We start from the raw sequence: 15,654 nt of genomic DNA, 5'->3' as shown, positions 1-15,654 counted from the left end.
AACTAAACCAAACTATTTTTTAAAAATTTTAATTTTTTTGAAAATAGACCCAGAGCTTTCTTTTTAGAATCCTTTTTATTACTTTTACACCTTTAAGAAATTTATATATGGAATTACAAGGAACAGTAAAGAAAATAACTGAAGTTCAGACATTTGCGAGCGGATTTCAGAAAAGAGAAATGGTGATTACAACCGAAGAACAATATCCACAACCTATTAACATCGAATTTCTTCAAGAAAAAGGAGATTTGCTTAATGCATTAAAAGAGGGTGATAAAGTTAAAGTTTCTATCAATATTAGAGGAAGAGAATGGACTTCACCGCAAGGAGAAGTGAAGTACTTCAACTCGATCACCGGTTGGAAAATCGAAAACGTAGGATCTGCTGGAGGTTTTGAACCAACACAAGCTGCTCCGGCTGCAACAAAACCTGCGGAAGGAAAAGGAGTTTTCGAAGAAGATGAAGACGATTTGCCTTTCTAAAATTGAAATTTTAAATCTATAAATCCTGCTTTTTCGGCAGGATTTAATTTTCAGATGATTCTCCTTAATCCCAATGAAATTTCATTTCCTGATCCCTCTTTGATGGAGTCAGAATCTGGTATTATGGCAATGGGTGGGGACTTATCGCCAGAGAGATTGTATTTTGCTTATCAGCTCGGGCTTTTTCCTTGGTATAATCCAGGCGAAGAAATTTTGTGGTGGTGTCCTGATCCAAGATTCGTACTTTTTCCCCGAGATTTGAAAATTTCTAAATCGATGAAAAAAAATTTGCGTGATGAGGTTTTTACTTTCACCGAAAATCAATGTTTTCGCCAGGTCATGGAAGAATGCAAAAATACTTTTAGAAAAGATCAGGATGGAACCTGGATTTCAGAAAAGCTGATCAATTCATTTGTAGAACTTCAGAAAAACGGAATTGCCAAAAGCATTGAAGTTTGGCAAAATAATCAATTGGTGGGTGGATTCTATGGAATTCAAATCGGAAGAGTTTTCTGTGGCGAAAGTATGTTTGCAAAAGTGAGCAACGCTTCGAAAGCTGGATTCATTCATTTTATTCAAAGTCAAAAAGAAAATTTAGAGTTAATCGATTGTCAGATTCATTCCGAGCATTTGGAAAGTTTGGGTGCAACCATGATTTCAAAAAAGGATTATTTAAACCTATTAAAACAACAGCAATAATGAATCACGAAAGAGAAAAGTGGATTTTGCTTATAGTACTTTCAATCATTTGGGGTTCTTCATTTATTCTTATAAAAAAATCATTGGAGCATTTCAATCCTTTTGAGGTTGGTGCTTTACGTGTTTTAATTGCCGGAATTCTTTTGCTTCCGTTGGCTATTAGCAATATTAAAAAGTTTCCGAAAAAGCACTTTAAGTGGTTAATTCTTGCAGCTTTAACGGGGAATTTTATTCCGATGTTTCTTTTTCCGATTGCAGAAACTGCGGTCAGTAGTAGTATTGCAGGAATTGTTAATTCGATGATGCCTATTTTTGTAATCATCGTTGGGTTCTTATTTTGGAAATTTTCAACAACGAAAAGACAATTAATTGGAGTAGCAATAAGTTTTTCAGGAGCGTGTATTTTGGCGTTTTCTGGTGGTGAAGGCGGTGAGTTAAAATTAATTCCAATTGTTTTACTATTGGTTGCAACTTTAGGCTATGCTATTTCAATGACCACTGTAAAGTCTAAACTTCATGAAATACCGGCAAAAATTCTATCGGCATTCGTCTTTTCTTTCGTATTAATCATTCCGTCACTTGTTGCGCTTGTATTTGCAGGATTCTTTAGTGACTTCCATCCAAATAAGAATTTGTTCGTTGGATTGGGTTTTGTGAGTTTGCTATCCATCTTCGGAACTGGTTTAGCGATGATGTTGAATTATCGTTTACTCAGTATTTCCACACCATTATTTGCTTCAACAGTAACATTATTAATGCCCGTGGTTGCGGTGATTTGGGGAATTTTAGATGGTGAAAAATTAACAACGATGCAATTTATTGGTGCATTTATTATTCTTGCCGGACTGATTTTTTTAAGAGCTAAAAAAGAAAAACCGCAAGACCCGAAAGTGCTGCGGTTTTAAATAAATCTAATAAAAAGTAAAAATGAAAGGCTACAAAGATATATAATTAGTTTTATATTATCCAAATTATTTTTTGTAAATTTTAAATTATTTCAAAAAAGACTATTCTCTTTTATTATTTTGCTAAATTTGACTAATGTTTATCAAAGATTACATTTCTAAAGACTATCCTGCGTTCAATTCCAGTGATTTCATAGAAGTAGCTAATGAAGTAGCTAAAGAGTTTGGCTATAGCCATATTTTTATTAAGAAAAAAGGTGTTTATCAGGGAGCGCTAAGTCAGCAGTTTTTGGAAGAAAGTACTGGTGGACTATTAGCAACATTAGAACATCATTACGAAAGATTTGCTTTATTTGATGATGGAAATATTTTAGATGCAATCAAACTTTTTCATACTTTCAATGGCAATGTCGTTCCGGTTATTAATAAATTAGAGAAATATCAAGGGTATCTTTCTTGTGACGATATTTTTTGTGAGTTTGCGAAGTATCCTTTATTCTCTGAGAATGGAGCATTGCTGGTTATTCAAATCAATAAAAAAAATTATTCAATGACCGATGTCTGTAAAATTGTAGAGTCGAATAATGGTAAAATTTACGGTTGTTATATCAGTGGTTTTGAAGAGGATGATGTGCAAATAACTTTGAAAATAAGCAGTGGAAGTTTGAGTTCAATCAATGAAACTTTTGTTCGATATGGATATAGTGTGATTCATAAATATTATGATGACGAAAAAGAAGAACTATTGAAAGACCGATTCGGTTTTTTTCAAAAATATATGGAATTTTAAAAAAGATGAGGCACAATAACCTTTTATTAAAAAGAAATAAAAACCAGTTAGTGTTACATTTGACCGATGAAAAAATAAGATTGAACAGATGAAAGCAGCCATTTATTCCCAAAAAAATGATTTAGATACCTTTTTGTATCTAAGTAAATTTGTTTCCGAACTCGAAAAAAGAGGAGTTCAATCTGTGCTGTACGAAGAAATGGCGAATGAAATGCAATTCTCAAAAATCTTTGAAACCTTTGCAGGGAAAGAAGATTTGAGAGAAATGAAAGTAGATTTGTTTTTTACTTTTGGAGGCGATGGAACGATTGTGAACTCCCTTCTGTTTGTACAAGATTTACTAATTCCTGTCGTTGGAGTGAATACCGGACGCCTTGGTTTCTTGGCAAGTTTTACCAAAGAAGAAGTTTTTTTAGAACTCGATGGAATTATTAAAGGAGATATGAAGATTAGTGAACGATCCGTTATTGAAATTGTTTCGCCCAATAATTCGATGTTTTTCCCTTATGCTTTAAATGATTTAACGATTTCTAGAAAAGAAACCACCGCCATGATTACGGTAGAATCTTATATTAATGGTGAGTTTCTCAATACTTTTTGGGGCGATGGAATTATCATTTCGACTCCAACTGGATCAACTGCTTATTCCCTGAGTTGTGGTGGGCCGATTATTACGCCAAATAACAACACGTTTGTCATCACACCAATTGCACCCCATAATTTGAATGTTCGTCCACTTATCGTAAATGACGATGTAGAAATTAGATTAAAAGTAAAAAGCCGCGTTCCTCAATATTCGCTATCACTCGATTCGCGCTTATTCCACATGGAAACCGATGTAGAAATTATCTTGCGAAAAGCCCATTTCAAAATACTTTTGATTCACCCCACCAATCTAAGTTTTTACGAAACAATCCGTCAGAAACTGCTTTGGGGCAATGATAAAAGAAACTAAATATTTAACTTTAAATACTTAACTTTACTGTTCTAAAAACCGCAAATAATAAATCTATAAAAATATCAATTATGAGCAAGAAATTTCCAGCAGGAGTTGCCACAGGGCAAATGGTTACAGACATTTTTCAATTCGCAAAGGAAAATAAATTTGCACTTCCCGCAGTGAATGTGATTGGTTCAAGTAACGTAAATGCAACGATTGAAACGGCTGCAAAACTTAATTCACCAGTAATCATTCAGTTCTCGAACGGTGGTGCTGCTTTCAATGCAGGAAAAGGATTAAGCAATGATGGACAGAAAGCCGCAATTTTAGGTGGTATTGCTGGTGCAAAACATATTCATACTTTAGCAGAAGCTTATGGAGCAACGGTAATTTTACATACCGACCATTGTGCGAAAAAATTATTGCCTTGGATTGATGGATTGATGGATGCGAACGAAGAGTTTTTCGCACAAACAGGAAAACCTCTTTATTCTTCTCACATGCTTGATTTATCCGAAGAGTCAATCGAAGAAAATCTTGACATTTCTTGCAAGTATTTCGAGAGAATGGCAAAAATGGGAATGACTTTAGAAATCGAACTAGGAATTACAGGTGGTGAAGAAGATGGCGTAGATAACTCAGGAGTTGATTCTTCAAAATTATATACCCAGCCAGATGAAGTTGCTTATGCTTACGAAAGATTGAACGCTATTTCTCCAAACTTTACGATTGCTGCTGCTTTTGGAAATGTTCACGGTGTTTACAAACCAGGTAACGTAAAATTAACACCGAAAATTCTTGATAATTCACAAAAATTTGTTGAAGAAAAATACGGATTGGGAGCAAAACCAATTAATTTCGTTTTCCACGGTGGATCTGGTTCTTCATTAGAAGAAATCAGAGAAGCAATCGATTATGGAGTAATTAAAATGAATATCGATACAGATTTACAATTTGCTTATACTGAAGGAATTAGAGATTTCATGGTAGAAAAAATTGAATATTTAAAAACTCAAGTTGGGAATCCAGATGGTGCTGATTTACCAAACAAAAAATATTATGACCCGAGAGGTTGGGTTAGAAAAGGTGAAGAAACCTTTAGCAAAAGGCTAGTTCAGGCATTTGAAGACCTTAACAATATTAATACTTTGTAATTAAATTGTTTTAAATATTGTTTTTAAAAGCAATTTGTTTTTATTTGCAATCTGAAATTTATAATCTAAAATTAAACTCAATGGCATTTGACTGGTTTAAACGGAAAACACAAAACATTACCACTTCTACAGAAGATAAAAAAGACGTCCCCAAAGGACTTTGGCATCAAACACCGAGTGGGAAAATAGTGGAACACGAGGAATTAAAAGCCAATAATTATGTATCTCCAGAAGATGGCTTCCACGTGAGAATAGGCAGTAGAGAATTCTTTTCAATTCTTTTTGATGATAACAAATTTACTGAGCTCGACGCTAATGTCGAAAGTGTAGATATGTTGAACTTTAAAGACACGAAGTCTTATACAGACCGTTTGAAAGAAGTAAAAGCCAAAACGAAATTAACAGATTCTATCAGAAACGCAGTTGGAACTGTTAATGGTGAGAAAATGGTAATTTCTTGTATGGATTTTAGTTTTATCGGTGGATCTTTAGGATCAGTGATGGGTGAAAAAATCCGTAGAGCAATTGATTATTGTATTGAACACCGGCTTCCGTACATGATCATTTCTCAATCTGGTGGAGCCAGAATGCAGGAAGCCACCTATTCATTGATGCAGCTGGCGAAAGTACAAGCTAAATTGGCACAACTTTCAGAAGCTGGTTTGTTATACATCGCTTATTTATGTGATCCAACTTTCGGTGGAATTACTGCTTCTTTTGCGATGACTGCGGACATTATTATGGCAGAACCTGGCGCTTTGATCGGTTTTGCTGGTCCTCGAGTAATTCGAGAAACCATTGGTAAAGATTTGCCAGAAGGATTCCAGACTTCCGAATTTTTACAGGAAAAAGGTTTTGTAGATTTCATTGTTAAAAGAACCGAAATCAAAGATAAAGTTTCAAAAACCGTCAGATTACTAGCACACGCTTAATAAATTTGAATGATTAATAAAATCTCACCTCAATTGAGGTGGGATTTCTTTTTATGAAAAATATAAAAATCATACTTCATGCTTTAAAATCCTTAAGTCTCAACAAGATTATGAAACTTTTGAGATTGACACTTCCTCATCCGTTATTTTCAATCTTAGGATTTTATGCGACCGTAAAAAGCTTTTCTCTGGCTCAAAAACATTTCCCAAAAACACACTCAACCAATGGAGAAGGAAATGCTTTTCGACATGCACTTTGGAACTGCCTGATTATGATGTATTGTTGCAAAATCTCATCCCCACAAAAAGCTTTGGATTTTTGTAAGAAGATGACCGATTTACACGAAGAACTCTTTACCAACAAACCATTAGAAACCAAAATGGATTTACACAATAATCAAGTCGGAATGGATTATTTCATGGAGTTACTTCCAGGTGTTCATCGCCAATTTTTCGAAACGAGTTTTTTCGTTAAAGAATTGATAAGTAAAACAGAATCCGCGAAAGTATTGCAAAATGTGAATGATGATTTTCCTGGATTTCTTGTTTATCTTGAAGATTAAAAATTATATTTTTTTTGAAATTTTATACAATTTTCCGCTGTCCGTAATTCCGTATAAACTTCCATCTTGTCCGCTCAATACATCGCGGAATCTTTCTTTCTGATCCTCCAACAACCACTCTTCACCAATGACTTTATTGTCTTTAATCACTAAACGAATAATTTTCTCGCCACTCAAACAGCCGAGCACCATATTATTTTTCCATTCATCGATATTTCCGGTATAGAAAGTAATTCCACTCATGGATACCGATGGATCCCAATAATAAACGGGCTGTTCCGTTCCTTGTTTCTGCTGAATTCCCGCCCCAACTTTTTTGCCACTGTATTCAATTCCGTAGGTAACATCTCCCCAGCCGTAATTTTTTCCGGGTTTGATCAGATTAACTTCATCACCGCCTTTTGGGCCCATTTCTGCTTCCCAAAGTTGTCCTTTTTCATCAATTGCTAAACCTTGTGGATTGCGGTGTCCGTACGAATAAATTTCAGGTTTATATTTTGAATTGCCTAAAAAAGGATTTCCTGGAGCAGGTTTTCCATCTTTAGTTATTTTTAAAACCTTACCCAAATATGCCATTGTATTTTGTGCCAAAGGTCTTGTTTCTAAATCCGAACGTTCACCAGTGCTTACAAAAAGATTTCCGGCTTTATCAAAAACCAATCGGCTTCCATAATGCAGTTTACCATCATAAGTTGGTGTTGCTCGGAAAATAACTTCTGGATTTTCTATCTTTTTTTCATCAGCAGAAAGTCTTCCTTTTCCAACAGAAGTGTGATTTCCTCCAGAAACGGGTTCTGCAAAAGTCCAATAAATCATTCTATTATTTTTAAACTCAGGATCAAGCGCAACATCCAGCAAGCCACCTTGACCTCGAGCATCAACGGTAGGAAAGCCTTCCACTTTAGAAGTCGTTTTTCCGTCGGCGGAAACAATATTCATAAAGCCTGATTTCTCGGTTATTAAAAATCTGCCATCAGGTAAATTAGTAATTCCCCATGGTCTCCCTAAATCTTTGTTAATGATTTCTACCCGATAAGGAGTTGAAGTTTTCACGCCTGCAGCTCTGGTTTGCCCTACAAAAGCAGGTTGATATTCCGGAGAATTCTTTGCTGCCGTTTCAGGATTTGGGAGTATTCTATTTTGAGTTATTGTATCATTTTGAACAGAAGTGAATTTCGAGTTTCCGTTGCAGGATGCTATTTGTAAAAGCATTAAAACTGCATAACTTTTAATGATTAGATGTTTCATAATAAAGCGGATTTAATTGTTTTTTAAAGTTACAAAAAATGCTTTAGGTGAATAATCATTAAATTATTTAGAAAAAGTTTGGTGAATTAAAATTTTATTCTACATTTGTAGAAACAAATATAATCTTGTAGAAATGAAACAGAAATTAACAGAAGCAGAAAAAGAGATTATGGACATCTTATGGGAGCAGAAAACAGCTTTCATGAAAGATATTTTAGAAATATATTCTGAACCAAAACCTGCACCTACAACCATTGCAACACTTTTGAAAAGAATGCAGACTAAAAATCTAGTTGGTTATAAAACCTTTGGGAACTCAAGGGAATATTTTCCCATGATTGATAAGGAAACGTATTTCAATCATGAGATGAATTCTATGATTGATCGTTTCTTCAACAGTTCGGTATCTCAATTCGCCTCTTTTTTCGCTTCAAACAAAAAGCTTTCACAAAGCCAATTGAAAGACCTTCGAGATATTATCGATCACCAAATAAAAGAGTAAAAAAATGGAAACACTTATTTTAAAAATCATTCTTTCTTCCTTTGCGCTTATTGGTTTCTATTATTTATTTTTAGAACGGGAGCGGATATTTAAATTTAACAGGATTTTTCTTCTGTTGGCTTTATTATTTACTTACGCAATTCCTTTTATTCCCTTCAATTCTTCTTTTGCAACAACAGGTCAATCGAATTTAATAGTTGGAGAACCTCTTCAGGATTTTCAACAAATCAATATAGCAAAAGTTGCGAGTGTTGATTGGATTAAAATCTTACTTGTTATTTATGTAGCAGTTTCTATTTTCTTTTTAATCAAATTCATATACTCCATTATTAAGATTAAATTTTTGAAAGGTGAAAAAAGAAATTACAAAAACCAAAATATTCTGATTATCGATAAAAACTATGCTCCGTTCAGTTTTTTGGACACCATTTATTTTAGCAGAAAATATTTAGTCAATAATCAAATTGATGAACGAATATTTCTACACGAAAAATGTCATATCGAAGAAAGACATAGCACTGACATTCTGTTTATAGAATTTTTAAAAATATTCTCATGGTTTAATCCAGCCTTATTCTTTTTTAAAAAGGCAATGATTACCAATCATGAATTTCTGGCTGATGAATATGTTTTGCAAAATAATTATGACGTCGGTAACTATCAACATTTGATTTTAAATGAAATTAAAATTTCGCAAAGTTTCAACCTTACGCACCAATTCGATTTTAATAACACCAAAAAAAGATTTATTATGATGACTTCTAAAAACTCCAAATTTGCCAGCATTAAGAAATTTGCTTTGATTCCGGTACTCGCTATTTTATTTGTGTTTTTTTCTAAAAAAGTTCAAGCACAGAACGAACCCAGTTCAGCTACAGAACCAAATCCCGTTAAAACTGAAAACCAAGCTGTTGCAATCCCGATTGATGAATCTAACGCAACACCAGCAGAGAAAGAGTTTATTCGTGCTTCTGAAAAATTATTTAAAGAATATGAATCTACAAAAGATACGATCAGGAAAAAACGAGCTCAAGATGTAGCAGTACCTACAACTCTACCGCCGCCACCGCCACCAAGTAAATTTGAACAAGTTCCAGCGGAATTTCCAGGTGGTATTAATGCTCTGAGAAACTCAGTGGCTACCAATTTTGATACTTCAATTTTTAAAGGAGACGAAGGTTTGTTGAAAACGACGGTATATCTAAGTATTGATGAATCTGGGAATATTTCTAATATTTTTGCCGAAGGTGAGAACAAACAGTTTAATGCAGAAGCAGTACGGGCTATAACAGTTGCTAATGAAGGAAAAGTTTGGAAACCAGCCATTGAAGACAGTAATCCAGTAAAAACGGTGTATAAATTACCATTAACAATGAAATTTGAAGGACCTGCGAAGAAATAGTTTTAATTTAAAAATTTGGAAAGCATGATTAAACAATCCATTAGTATCATTTTAGTATTTGCCTTTAGTTTCGTCTTCTCCCAAAATAAAAGCTTTGTGTATGAACTAAAATTTAAACCGAACCCTGGAAAAGACAGTATCGCTACAGAAAAATTTGTTTTAGATATTAATGCTGGGAAATCGATGTTTAGAACATTAAAAGATAAAGAAGCGGATTCCACTTTTCATGCTATGAAAAGATTTAGTTTCACGACTACTTCTTTTAAAGATTTCAAAAGCGTTTACAAAAACTTGAACATGAAGGAAACAAAAAAGTTTATCACCAATTTTCAAAAACTCTTCACTTTAAAAATCGATAAAGAATTAGTTTGGACTATTGAGAAAGAAACGAAGGAAACTTTAGACCACATCCATTGAAAGGAAATTATAAAAATCATTGGGAATATCATATTTTTCTAGATCTACTTCTGATTTGGCTACAATTCGATGAATAAAACAAGGTAATTCACTTGATCAGAATTGGCCCCCATGCCGAAATTCTAAAAATGTAAATTAATTTTGCTTCCTTTCTTTTCCGTATTTTTGCACCATGCAATTTCAACTACAATCAGAATACAAACCTACAGGCGATCAGCCAACTGCCATAAAAAAGCTGACCGAAGGACTTGAAATCGGCGAGAAATATCAAACTCTTCTTGGAGTCACTGGTTCCGGGAAAACCTTTACTGTGGCAAATGTGGTTCAAAATGTACAAAAACCCACCATCGTGATGGCGCATAACAAAACGTTGGCTGCCCAACTTTTTGTGGAGTTCAAAGAATTTTTTCCAGATAATGCGGTAGAATATTTTGTAAGTTATTACGATTATTATCAACCAGAAGCCTTTATCGCATCTACCAATACTTATATAGAAAAGGATTTATCAATTAATGAGGAAGTTGAGAAATTGCGTCTTTCTGCGATTGCAAGTTTGCTTTCTGGGCGGCGAGATGTTTTAATCGTGGCTTCGGTTTCTTGTATTTATGGGGTTGGGAATCCGACAGAATTTAATAAATCACTTATTTCCATTGAGAAAAATCAAAAAATAACACGAACTAATTTACTTCATTCTTTGGTGAATGCGCTTTATGCAAGAACATTAAATGAATTTACCCGCGGAACATTTCGAGTAAAAGGTGATGTCGTTGATGTATTTCCAGCTTATGCAGATAATGCGATTCGGATTCAGTTTTTCGGAGATGAGATTGAAACCATTCAAAGTTTTGATCCTTTGTCTGGAAATGTAATGGACAATTTTGATGAGATTCAAATTTATCCGGCGAATCTTTTCGTAACCTCAAAAGAAACTCAAGTAAATGCCATTCGAGAAATTCAGGATGACATGGTGAAACAGGTAGATTTCTTTAATGAAATTGAAAAACCGTACGAGGCAAAACGTTTGCAGGAGCGCACTGAACTCGATCTAGAAATGATGAAAGAACTCGGTTATTGTAGTGGAATCGAGAATTATTCCCGTTATTTTGACGGAAGATTACCTGGTTCCCGACCGTTCTGTTTGCTAGATTATTTTCCTAAAGATTACTTAATGGTCATCGACGAAAGCCACGTTACAGTTCCACAAGTTCACGCGATGTATGGTGGCGACCGAAGTCGAAAAGAAGTTTTAGTGGAACATGGTTTCCGACTTCCGGCAGCGATGGATAACCGTCCGCTAAAGTTTCAGGAATTTGAAGAAATTCAGAATCAGGTTGTTTTTGTTTCTGCAACTCCTGCAGATTACGAACTGGAAAAATCAGGTGGCGAATATATTGAACAATTAATTCGACCGACTGGTTTGCTTGATCCCGTGATTGAGATTCGTCCATCTTTAAATCAAATTGATGATTTAATGGAAGAAATCCAAAAACGAGCAGAAGTTGATGAACGAACTTTGGTCACCACTTTGACCAAAAAAATGGCGGAAGAGTTAACCAAATATTTCACCAAGTTCGGAATTAGAACAAGATATATTCACTCCGATGTGGAGACTTTGGATCGTATTCAAATCATGCAGGATTTGCGAATTGGATTATTTGATGTTTTGGTTGGCGTTAATTTATTGCGGGAAGGTTTAGATTTACCTGAAGTTTCTTTGGTCGCGATCTTAGATGCCGACAAAGAAGGAATGCTACGATCCCGACGTTCGATGACGCAAACTGTTGGTCGTGCGGCAAGAAACCTGAACGGAAAAGCTATTATGTATGCTGATAAAATGACGAAATCAATGCAAGCAACCATTGACGAAACGCTTTACAGAAGACAAAAACAGATTGAATATAATGAGAAACATGGTCAAGTTCCGACTGCTTTAAATAAAAAAATATCTGAAGTCTTGGTTGGAAGAAGTAAAGATTTTCCAGATGAAAAATACACTCAAAAACAAATTTTACAAGAGGTTGCAGAACAAAAAGCCAAATACGGCGGTGAAGACATCGAAAAATTAATTGCTGAAAAGCAAAAAGCCATGGAAGCCGCAGCAAAGAATTTAGACTTTATCAAAGCTGCCAAATTGCGAGATGAAATTAATGCGCTGAAAGGTTAAAAATCAACTTGGTTGAAGGTATTTTAAAAATGGTTCAATCTTATAAATCTGTTTCAAATACGTTCTCTGCGCATAAAAACAAGCAATATTAAGTGAAAATAAAAATGCGACTAAAACAACAGCCATCAGCCCAAAATTAAATTCCAGAATATAAAAAGTATTATAAATTGCATTGGAGATTGCTGAAATATTGAACAAAAAGCTACCATAACTTCCTCCAAAAATTAATTAAAAGATTAGTTTATTGAATTCAAATCTTGGGCGATTAGCCAAGCTTCGCTCCAACAGGCTTGAAAATTAAAACCGCCAGTAACCGCATCAATATTCAAGACTTCACCAGCGAGATAGAAATTTTCTACTTTTTTAGAAGACATATTTTTGAAATTAATTTCCTTTAAATCCACTCCGCCTGCAGTTACGAATTCGTCTTTGTAAGTAGATTTCCCGGAAACTTTCATTAAATTTTCACATAAATTACGAAGAATATTTTGCAAATCTTTCGTAGAAATAGTTGAAATGTTTTTATCTAAATCCACTTTTGAAAGCCAAAGAATTCGATGCCAAAATCTTGTTGTAATCTCGAAAATTTTGGAGTTTCCAATCGATTTTTTTGGATTTTCTTGTCTGAATTTTTTGAAAATTTCTTCAGCATCATCCATATCAATTCCTAAGAAATTCACTAAAATTTCAAATTGATATTTCATATCCGCAAGTTCACGAGCTTTCCATGCAGAAATCTTTAGAATTGCGGGCCCAGAAAGTCCCCAATGCGTAATTAACATCGGACCCGATTCCTCCATTTTTAATTGTGGAATAGAAACTTCGGCATAAGGGAAACTTGTTCCCATTAAGTCTTTCAGCGTCTCATTTTTAATATTAAAAGTAAAAAGCGACGGAACTGCATCAATGATTTCATGACCTAAACGCTGAATAAGTTTCAAAGATTTTGGTGAACTCCCAGTCGTATAAATCACAAAATCAGCAATATAATCCCCTGAATTGGTGATGATTAAATATTGATTTTCTTTCGTTTCGATTTCTAAAACAGTTGTTTTGGTTTTAATTGCAAAGTTTTTATTCGCAACTTCATTCACCAAAGTATCAATGATTGTCTGTGAAGAATTACTTTCAGGAAAAATTCTATTATCGTTTTCAATCTTCAACGAAACATTCCGTTGATCGAACCAATCCATCGTATCGCCTGGTTGAAACTTGTAAAAAACACTTAGCAATTCTTTGTTTCCTCTTGGGTAAAACTGCACCAATTCTTTTGGATCAAAACAAGCATGCGACGCATTGCATCTTCCGCCTCCAGAAATCTTCACTTTCTGAAGAACATCAGAATTTTGTTCGAGAATAGTAACGTGGTATTTTGTTTCATCGAGATTTGCAGCACAGAAAAATCCTGCTGCGCCGCCGCCGATAATGATGATTTTTTTCTTTTCCATAAACCGCTCCCTAAATCCCTTTCCAAAGTAGAGGGACTTCCGCTCCAATAAAGGGTGTTTGCAAAAATACGATTTTTATACCCCATGATTAATGCTTATTTTTGTGAATTATAACAAAAATTTCTTTCGAAGCGAAATCTGCGCCCCGACTTGAGTGGAGCTCTTTTTACGACGAGGAACGAGGAGTAAAAAAGCGGGAACGGAAGGCGGATAAAGGCGCCCAAACTAACGCAGCGGTTCGACGAAATCAAATAAAAAACAACTGAAATGTCTGATTATCATTATAAATTTGATGTTCGCTGGAGCGATATTGATGCCAACAAACATTTGGCAAATTCATCTTATGTCATGTATTGCGCACAAACCAGAATGGCGTTTATGAATTCGCATAAAATGGGACTTAAAGAATTGACCCGCTGGGGAATTGGTCCTGTAATTTTACACGAAAGATATTCATTTTTTAAAGAAATCTATGCGGATCAGACGGTGTTTGTTTCTTTGGAAATTGCAGGAATGTCAGAAGATGCGAGCATTTATCAATTTATTCATAAATTTTATTTACCCGATGGAACGCATTGCGCAACAGCCGAAGCAACAGGAGTTTGGATTGATACCATGTTGCGGAAATCGACAACACCCCCAGATGATGTTTTGGAAGTGATGAATGAATTCAAAGGTGAAAATGTAAAAGTTTTAACGAGACAAGATTTAAAAGATCTACCTTTCAAGCCAGAGAATGTAGAGCCATTTCATAAAAGAAATACTTTTACTTGGAAAAAAGATAAGTAGCAATTGGCGATTAGCCAATCCATTGGCTTAAAATGCAACTCTTTAAAAGTCAAGTCATAACGAATAGTTAAAGACAAAAAATCAGAGAAGTAACTTTAAACATTCTTAAAAAAACCTCACTTAATTTAAAATAATACAATGCTAGAAGATAAAAACCCTGAATTAACTCCGATCTCTGCTTATGGCGAATTTGGATTGATTAAACACTTAACCGAAAATTTTAGTTTTGGCAATCCCTCAACAGAAGTTTCTATCGGAGATGATTGTGCAGTCATTAATCCTGAAGGTCAAAAAGTAGTGGTAACGACCGATGTTTTGGCAGAAGGTGTTCACTTTAACTTAGGTTATGTTCCATTAAAACATTTGGGATATAAAGCGGTTGTGGTGAATATTAGTGATATTGCTGCGATGAACGCGACTCCGACCCAAATCTTGGTTTCGTTGGCGATTTCCAGCCGTTTTCCGGTGGAGGCTTTAGAGGAAATTTATGCCGGAATTGCATTAGCTTGTAAACATTACAAAGTAGATTTGGTGGGCGGCGACACCACGAGTTCAACTTCTGGTTTGGTGATTACGATTACAGCGATTGGACTTGAAAAGTCTGAAAATTTAATAAAAAGGAACGGCGCAAATGCGAACGATTTATTAGTTGTAACGGGAGATTTAGGTGGCGCTTATATCGGTCTTCAAATCTTGGAAAGAGAACATTCTGTATTCCTCGCCAATCCAAATATGCAACCCGAAATGGAAGGTTACGATTATATTTTGGAAAGACAATTGAAGCCAGAAGCCAGAACTGATATTAAGAAAACCTTGAAAGAATTAGACATTCAACCGACTTCTATGATTGATGTTTCTGATGGCTTGTCTTCGGAAATTTTACATTTATCGGATCAAAGCAAAGTGGGTTTCCATTTGTATGAAGAAAAAATCCCGATGGATTCTTTAACCATTTCTACTGCGGAAGAATTGAATTTAAATCCAGTAATGTGTGCTTTGAGTGGCGGTGAAGATTACGAATTATTATTCACAATTGCACCTTCTGATTTTGATAAAATAAAAAACCACCCAGACTTTACTGTTGTTGGTCATGCGGTTGATTTGGAGCAAGGAAATTTCTTAATCGCAAGAGGAAGCAACGAGTTAGTTCCTTTGAATGCGCAAGGTTGGGATGCGTTTTTGAATAAAGGACAGTAATGAATCGATGACAAAAATGAAA

General features: G+C 34.8%; 17 protein-coding genes. 15 read left to right on the top strand and 2 right to left on the bottom strand.

Features of this window, described 5'->3' with window-relative positions; genetic code table 11:
- Positions 1–107 precede the first annotated feature (107 nt).
- From WBY99_RS13195 to WBY99_RS13160, 8 genes are all read left to right on the top strand, one after another.
- Complete coding sequence (locus WBY99_RS13195) at positions 108–482, top strand: DUF3127 domain-containing protein (protein WP_423976796.1); 375 nt, start codon at positions 108–110, stop codon at positions 480–482.
- 54 nt (positions 483–536) lie between these two features.
- Positions 537–1,181 (top strand): leucyl/phenylalanyl-tRNA--protein transferase, encoded by a 645-nt coding sequence (gene aat, locus WBY99_RS13190; protein WP_423976795.1) that lies wholly within the window; start codon positions 537–539, stop codon positions 1,179–1,181.
- Positions 1,181–2,086, top strand: a complete 906-nt coding sequence (locus WBY99_RS13185; RefSeq protein WP_423976794.1) for a DMT family transporter — start codon at positions 1,181–1,183, stop codon at positions 2,084–2,086. The genes aat and WBY99_RS13185 overlap by 1 nt, the downstream gene beginning before the upstream one ends.
- A 136-nt stretch (positions 2,087–2,222) precedes the next feature.
- Complete coding sequence (locus tag WBY99_RS13180; RefSeq protein ID WP_423976793.1) at positions 2,223–2,876, top strand: CBS domain-containing protein; 654 nt, start codon at positions 2,223–2,225, stop codon at positions 2,874–2,876.
- A gap of 88 nt (positions 2,877–2,964) precedes the next feature.
- Positions 2,965–3,831 (top strand): NAD kinase, encoded by an 867-nt coding sequence (locus tag WBY99_RS13175; RefSeq protein ID WP_423976792.1) that lies wholly within the window; start codon positions 2,965–2,967, stop codon positions 3,829–3,831.
- Between the two features lie 71 nt (positions 3,832–3,902).
- On the top strand, positions 3,903–4,970 hold the full coding sequence (gene fbaA / locus WBY99_RS13170) for a class II fructose-bisphosphate aldolase (RefSeq protein ID WP_423976791.1): 1,068 nt from the start codon (positions 3,903–3,905) through the stop codon (positions 4,968–4,970).
- Between the two features lie 80 nt (positions 4,971–5,050).
- Positions 5,051–5,902 (top strand): acetyl-CoA carboxylase, carboxyltransferase subunit beta, encoded by an 852-nt coding sequence (accD, locus tag WBY99_RS13165; protein WP_423976790.1) that lies wholly within the window; start codon positions 5,051–5,053, stop codon positions 5,900–5,902.
- Between the two features lie 53 nt (positions 5,903–5,955).
- Entirely contained in the window at positions 5,956–6,465 is a 510-nt protein-coding gene (locus WBY99_RS13160; protein WP_423976789.1) for a DUF6973 domain-containing protein, read from the top strand.
- A 3-nt stretch (positions 6,466–6,468) separates the two neighbouring features.
- Here WBY99_RS13160 and WBY99_RS13155 read toward each other — a convergent pair whose 3' ends face one another.
- Positions 6,469–7,713, bottom strand: a complete 1,245-nt coding sequence (locus tag WBY99_RS13155) for a PQQ-dependent sugar dehydrogenase (protein ID WP_423976788.1) — start codon at positions 7,711–7,713, stop codon at positions 6,469–6,471.
- Between the two features lie 133 nt (positions 7,714–7,846).
- Here WBY99_RS13155 and WBY99_RS13150 point away from each other — a divergent pair, with 133 nt between their 5' ends.
- The 5 genes from WBY99_RS13150 (at position 7,847) to uvrB (ending at position 12,198) form a co-directional block, all read left to right on the top strand.
- Positions 7,847–8,215 carry a BlaI/MecI/CopY family transcriptional regulator gene (locus tag WBY99_RS13150; protein ID WP_423976787.1) on the top strand — a complete coding sequence of 123 codons (369 nt, stop codon included), beginning with the start codon at positions 7,847–7,849 and terminating at the stop codon, positions 8,213–8,215.
- Between the two features lie 4 nt (positions 8,216–8,219).
- Positions 8,220–9,617 carry a M56 family metallopeptidase gene (locus tag WBY99_RS13145; protein ID WP_423976786.1) on the top strand — a complete coding sequence of 466 codons (1,398 nt, stop codon included), beginning with the start codon at positions 8,220–8,222 and terminating at the stop codon, positions 9,615–9,617.
- 24 nt (positions 9,618–9,641) lie between these two features.
- A complete protein-coding gene (locus WBY99_RS13140) occupies positions 9,642–10,034 on the top strand; it encodes a hypothetical protein (RefSeq protein ID WP_423976785.1) in 393 nt (130 codons plus the stop codon).
- Entirely contained in the window at positions 10,031–10,111 is an 81-nt protein-coding gene (locus WBY99_RS13135; RefSeq protein ID WP_423976799.1) for a hypothetical protein, read from the top strand. Before WBY99_RS13140 ends, WBY99_RS13135 begins: the two co-directional genes overlap by 4 nt.
- A gap of 95 nt (positions 10,112–10,206) precedes the next feature.
- Positions 10,207–12,198, top strand: coding sequence for an excinuclease ABC subunit UvrB (gene uvrB / locus WBY99_RS13130; protein WP_423976784.1), 1,992 nt, complete (start codon positions 10,207–10,209; stop codon positions 12,196–12,198).
- Between the two features lie 236 nt (positions 12,199–12,434).
- Here uvrB and WBY99_RS13125 read toward each other — a convergent pair whose 3' ends face one another.
- A complete protein-coding gene (locus WBY99_RS13125; protein WP_423976783.1) occupies positions 12,435–13,646 on the bottom strand; it encodes an NAD(P)/FAD-dependent oxidoreductase in 1,212 nt (403 codons plus the stop codon).
- Between the two features lie 267 nt (positions 13,647–13,913).
- Here WBY99_RS13125 and WBY99_RS13120 point away from each other — a divergent pair, with 267 nt between their 5' ends.
- Together WBY99_RS13120 and thiL are read left to right on the top strand one after the other, a co-directional pair.
- Positions 13,914–14,435, top strand: a complete 522-nt coding sequence (locus WBY99_RS13120; protein WP_423976782.1) for an acyl-CoA thioesterase — start codon at positions 13,914–13,916, stop codon at positions 14,433–14,435.
- Positions 14,436–14,573: 138 nt separating this feature from the next.
- On the top strand, positions 14,574–15,632 hold the full coding sequence (gene thiL, locus WBY99_RS13115) for a thiamine-phosphate kinase (RefSeq protein ID WP_423976781.1): 1,059 nt from the start codon (positions 14,574–14,576) through the stop codon (positions 15,630–15,632).
- Positions 15,633–15,654 lie beyond the last annotated feature (22 nt).

This window comes from Kaistella sp. (assembly GCF_049588135.1).
GTDB lineage: Bacteria > Bacteroidota > Bacteroidia > Flavobacteriales > Weeksellaceae > Kaistella.
This window is presented reverse-complemented; position numbering and strand designations above follow the sequence as displayed.

Coding starts and splice junctions, on each gene's coding strand:
- WBY99_RS13195 (WP_423976796.1), top strand. CDS start 108: ATGGAATTACAAGGAACAGTAAAGAAAATAACTGAAGTTCAGACATTT.
- aat (WP_423976795.1), top strand. CDS start 537: ATGATTCTCCTTAATCCCAATGAAATTTCATTTCCTGATCCCTCTTTG.
- WBY99_RS13185 (WP_423976794.1), top strand. CDS start 1,181: ATGAATCACGAAAGAGAAAAGTGGATTTTGCTTATAGTACTTTCAATC.
- WBY99_RS13180 (WP_423976793.1), top strand. CDS start 2,223: ATGTTTATCAAAGATTACATTTCTAAAGACTATCCTGCGTTCAATTCC.
- WBY99_RS13175 (WP_423976792.1), top strand. CDS start 2,965: ATGAAAGCAGCCATTTATTCCCAAAAAAATGATTTAGATACCTTTTTG.
- fbaA (WP_423976791.1), top strand. CDS start 3,903: ATGAGCAAGAAATTTCCAGCAGGAGTTGCCACAGGGCAAATGGTTACA.
- accD (WP_423976790.1), top strand. CDS start 5,051: ATGGCATTTGACTGGTTTAAACGGAAAACACAAAACATTACCACTTCT.
- WBY99_RS13160 (WP_423976789.1), top strand. CDS start 5,956: ATGAAAAATATAAAAATCATACTTCATGCTTTAAAATCCTTAAGTCTC.
- WBY99_RS13155 (WP_423976788.1), bottom strand. CDS start 7,713: ATGAAACATCTAATCATTAAAAGTTATGCAGTTTTAATGCTTTTACAA.
- WBY99_RS13150 (WP_423976787.1), top strand. CDS start 7,847: ATGAAACAGAAATTAACAGAAGCAGAAAAAGAGATTATGGACATCTTA.
- WBY99_RS13145 (WP_423976786.1), top strand. CDS start 8,220: ATGGAAACACTTATTTTAAAAATCATTCTTTCTTCCTTTGCGCTTATT.
- WBY99_RS13140 (WP_423976785.1), top strand. CDS start 9,642: ATGATTAAACAATCCATTAGTATCATTTTAGTATTTGCCTTTAGTTTC.
- uvrB (WP_423976784.1), top strand. CDS start 10,207: ATGCAATTTCAACTACAATCAGAATACAAACCTACAGGCGATCAGCCA.
- WBY99_RS13125 (WP_423976783.1), bottom strand. CDS start 13,646: ATGGAAAAGAAAAAAATCATCATTATCGGCGGCGGCGCAGCAGGATTT.
- WBY99_RS13120 (WP_423976782.1), top strand. CDS start 13,914: ATGTCTGATTATCATTATAAATTTGATGTTCGCTGGAGCGATATTGAT.
- thiL (WP_423976781.1), top strand. CDS start 14,574: ATGCTAGAAGATAAAAACCCTGAATTAACTCCGATCTCTGCTTATGGC.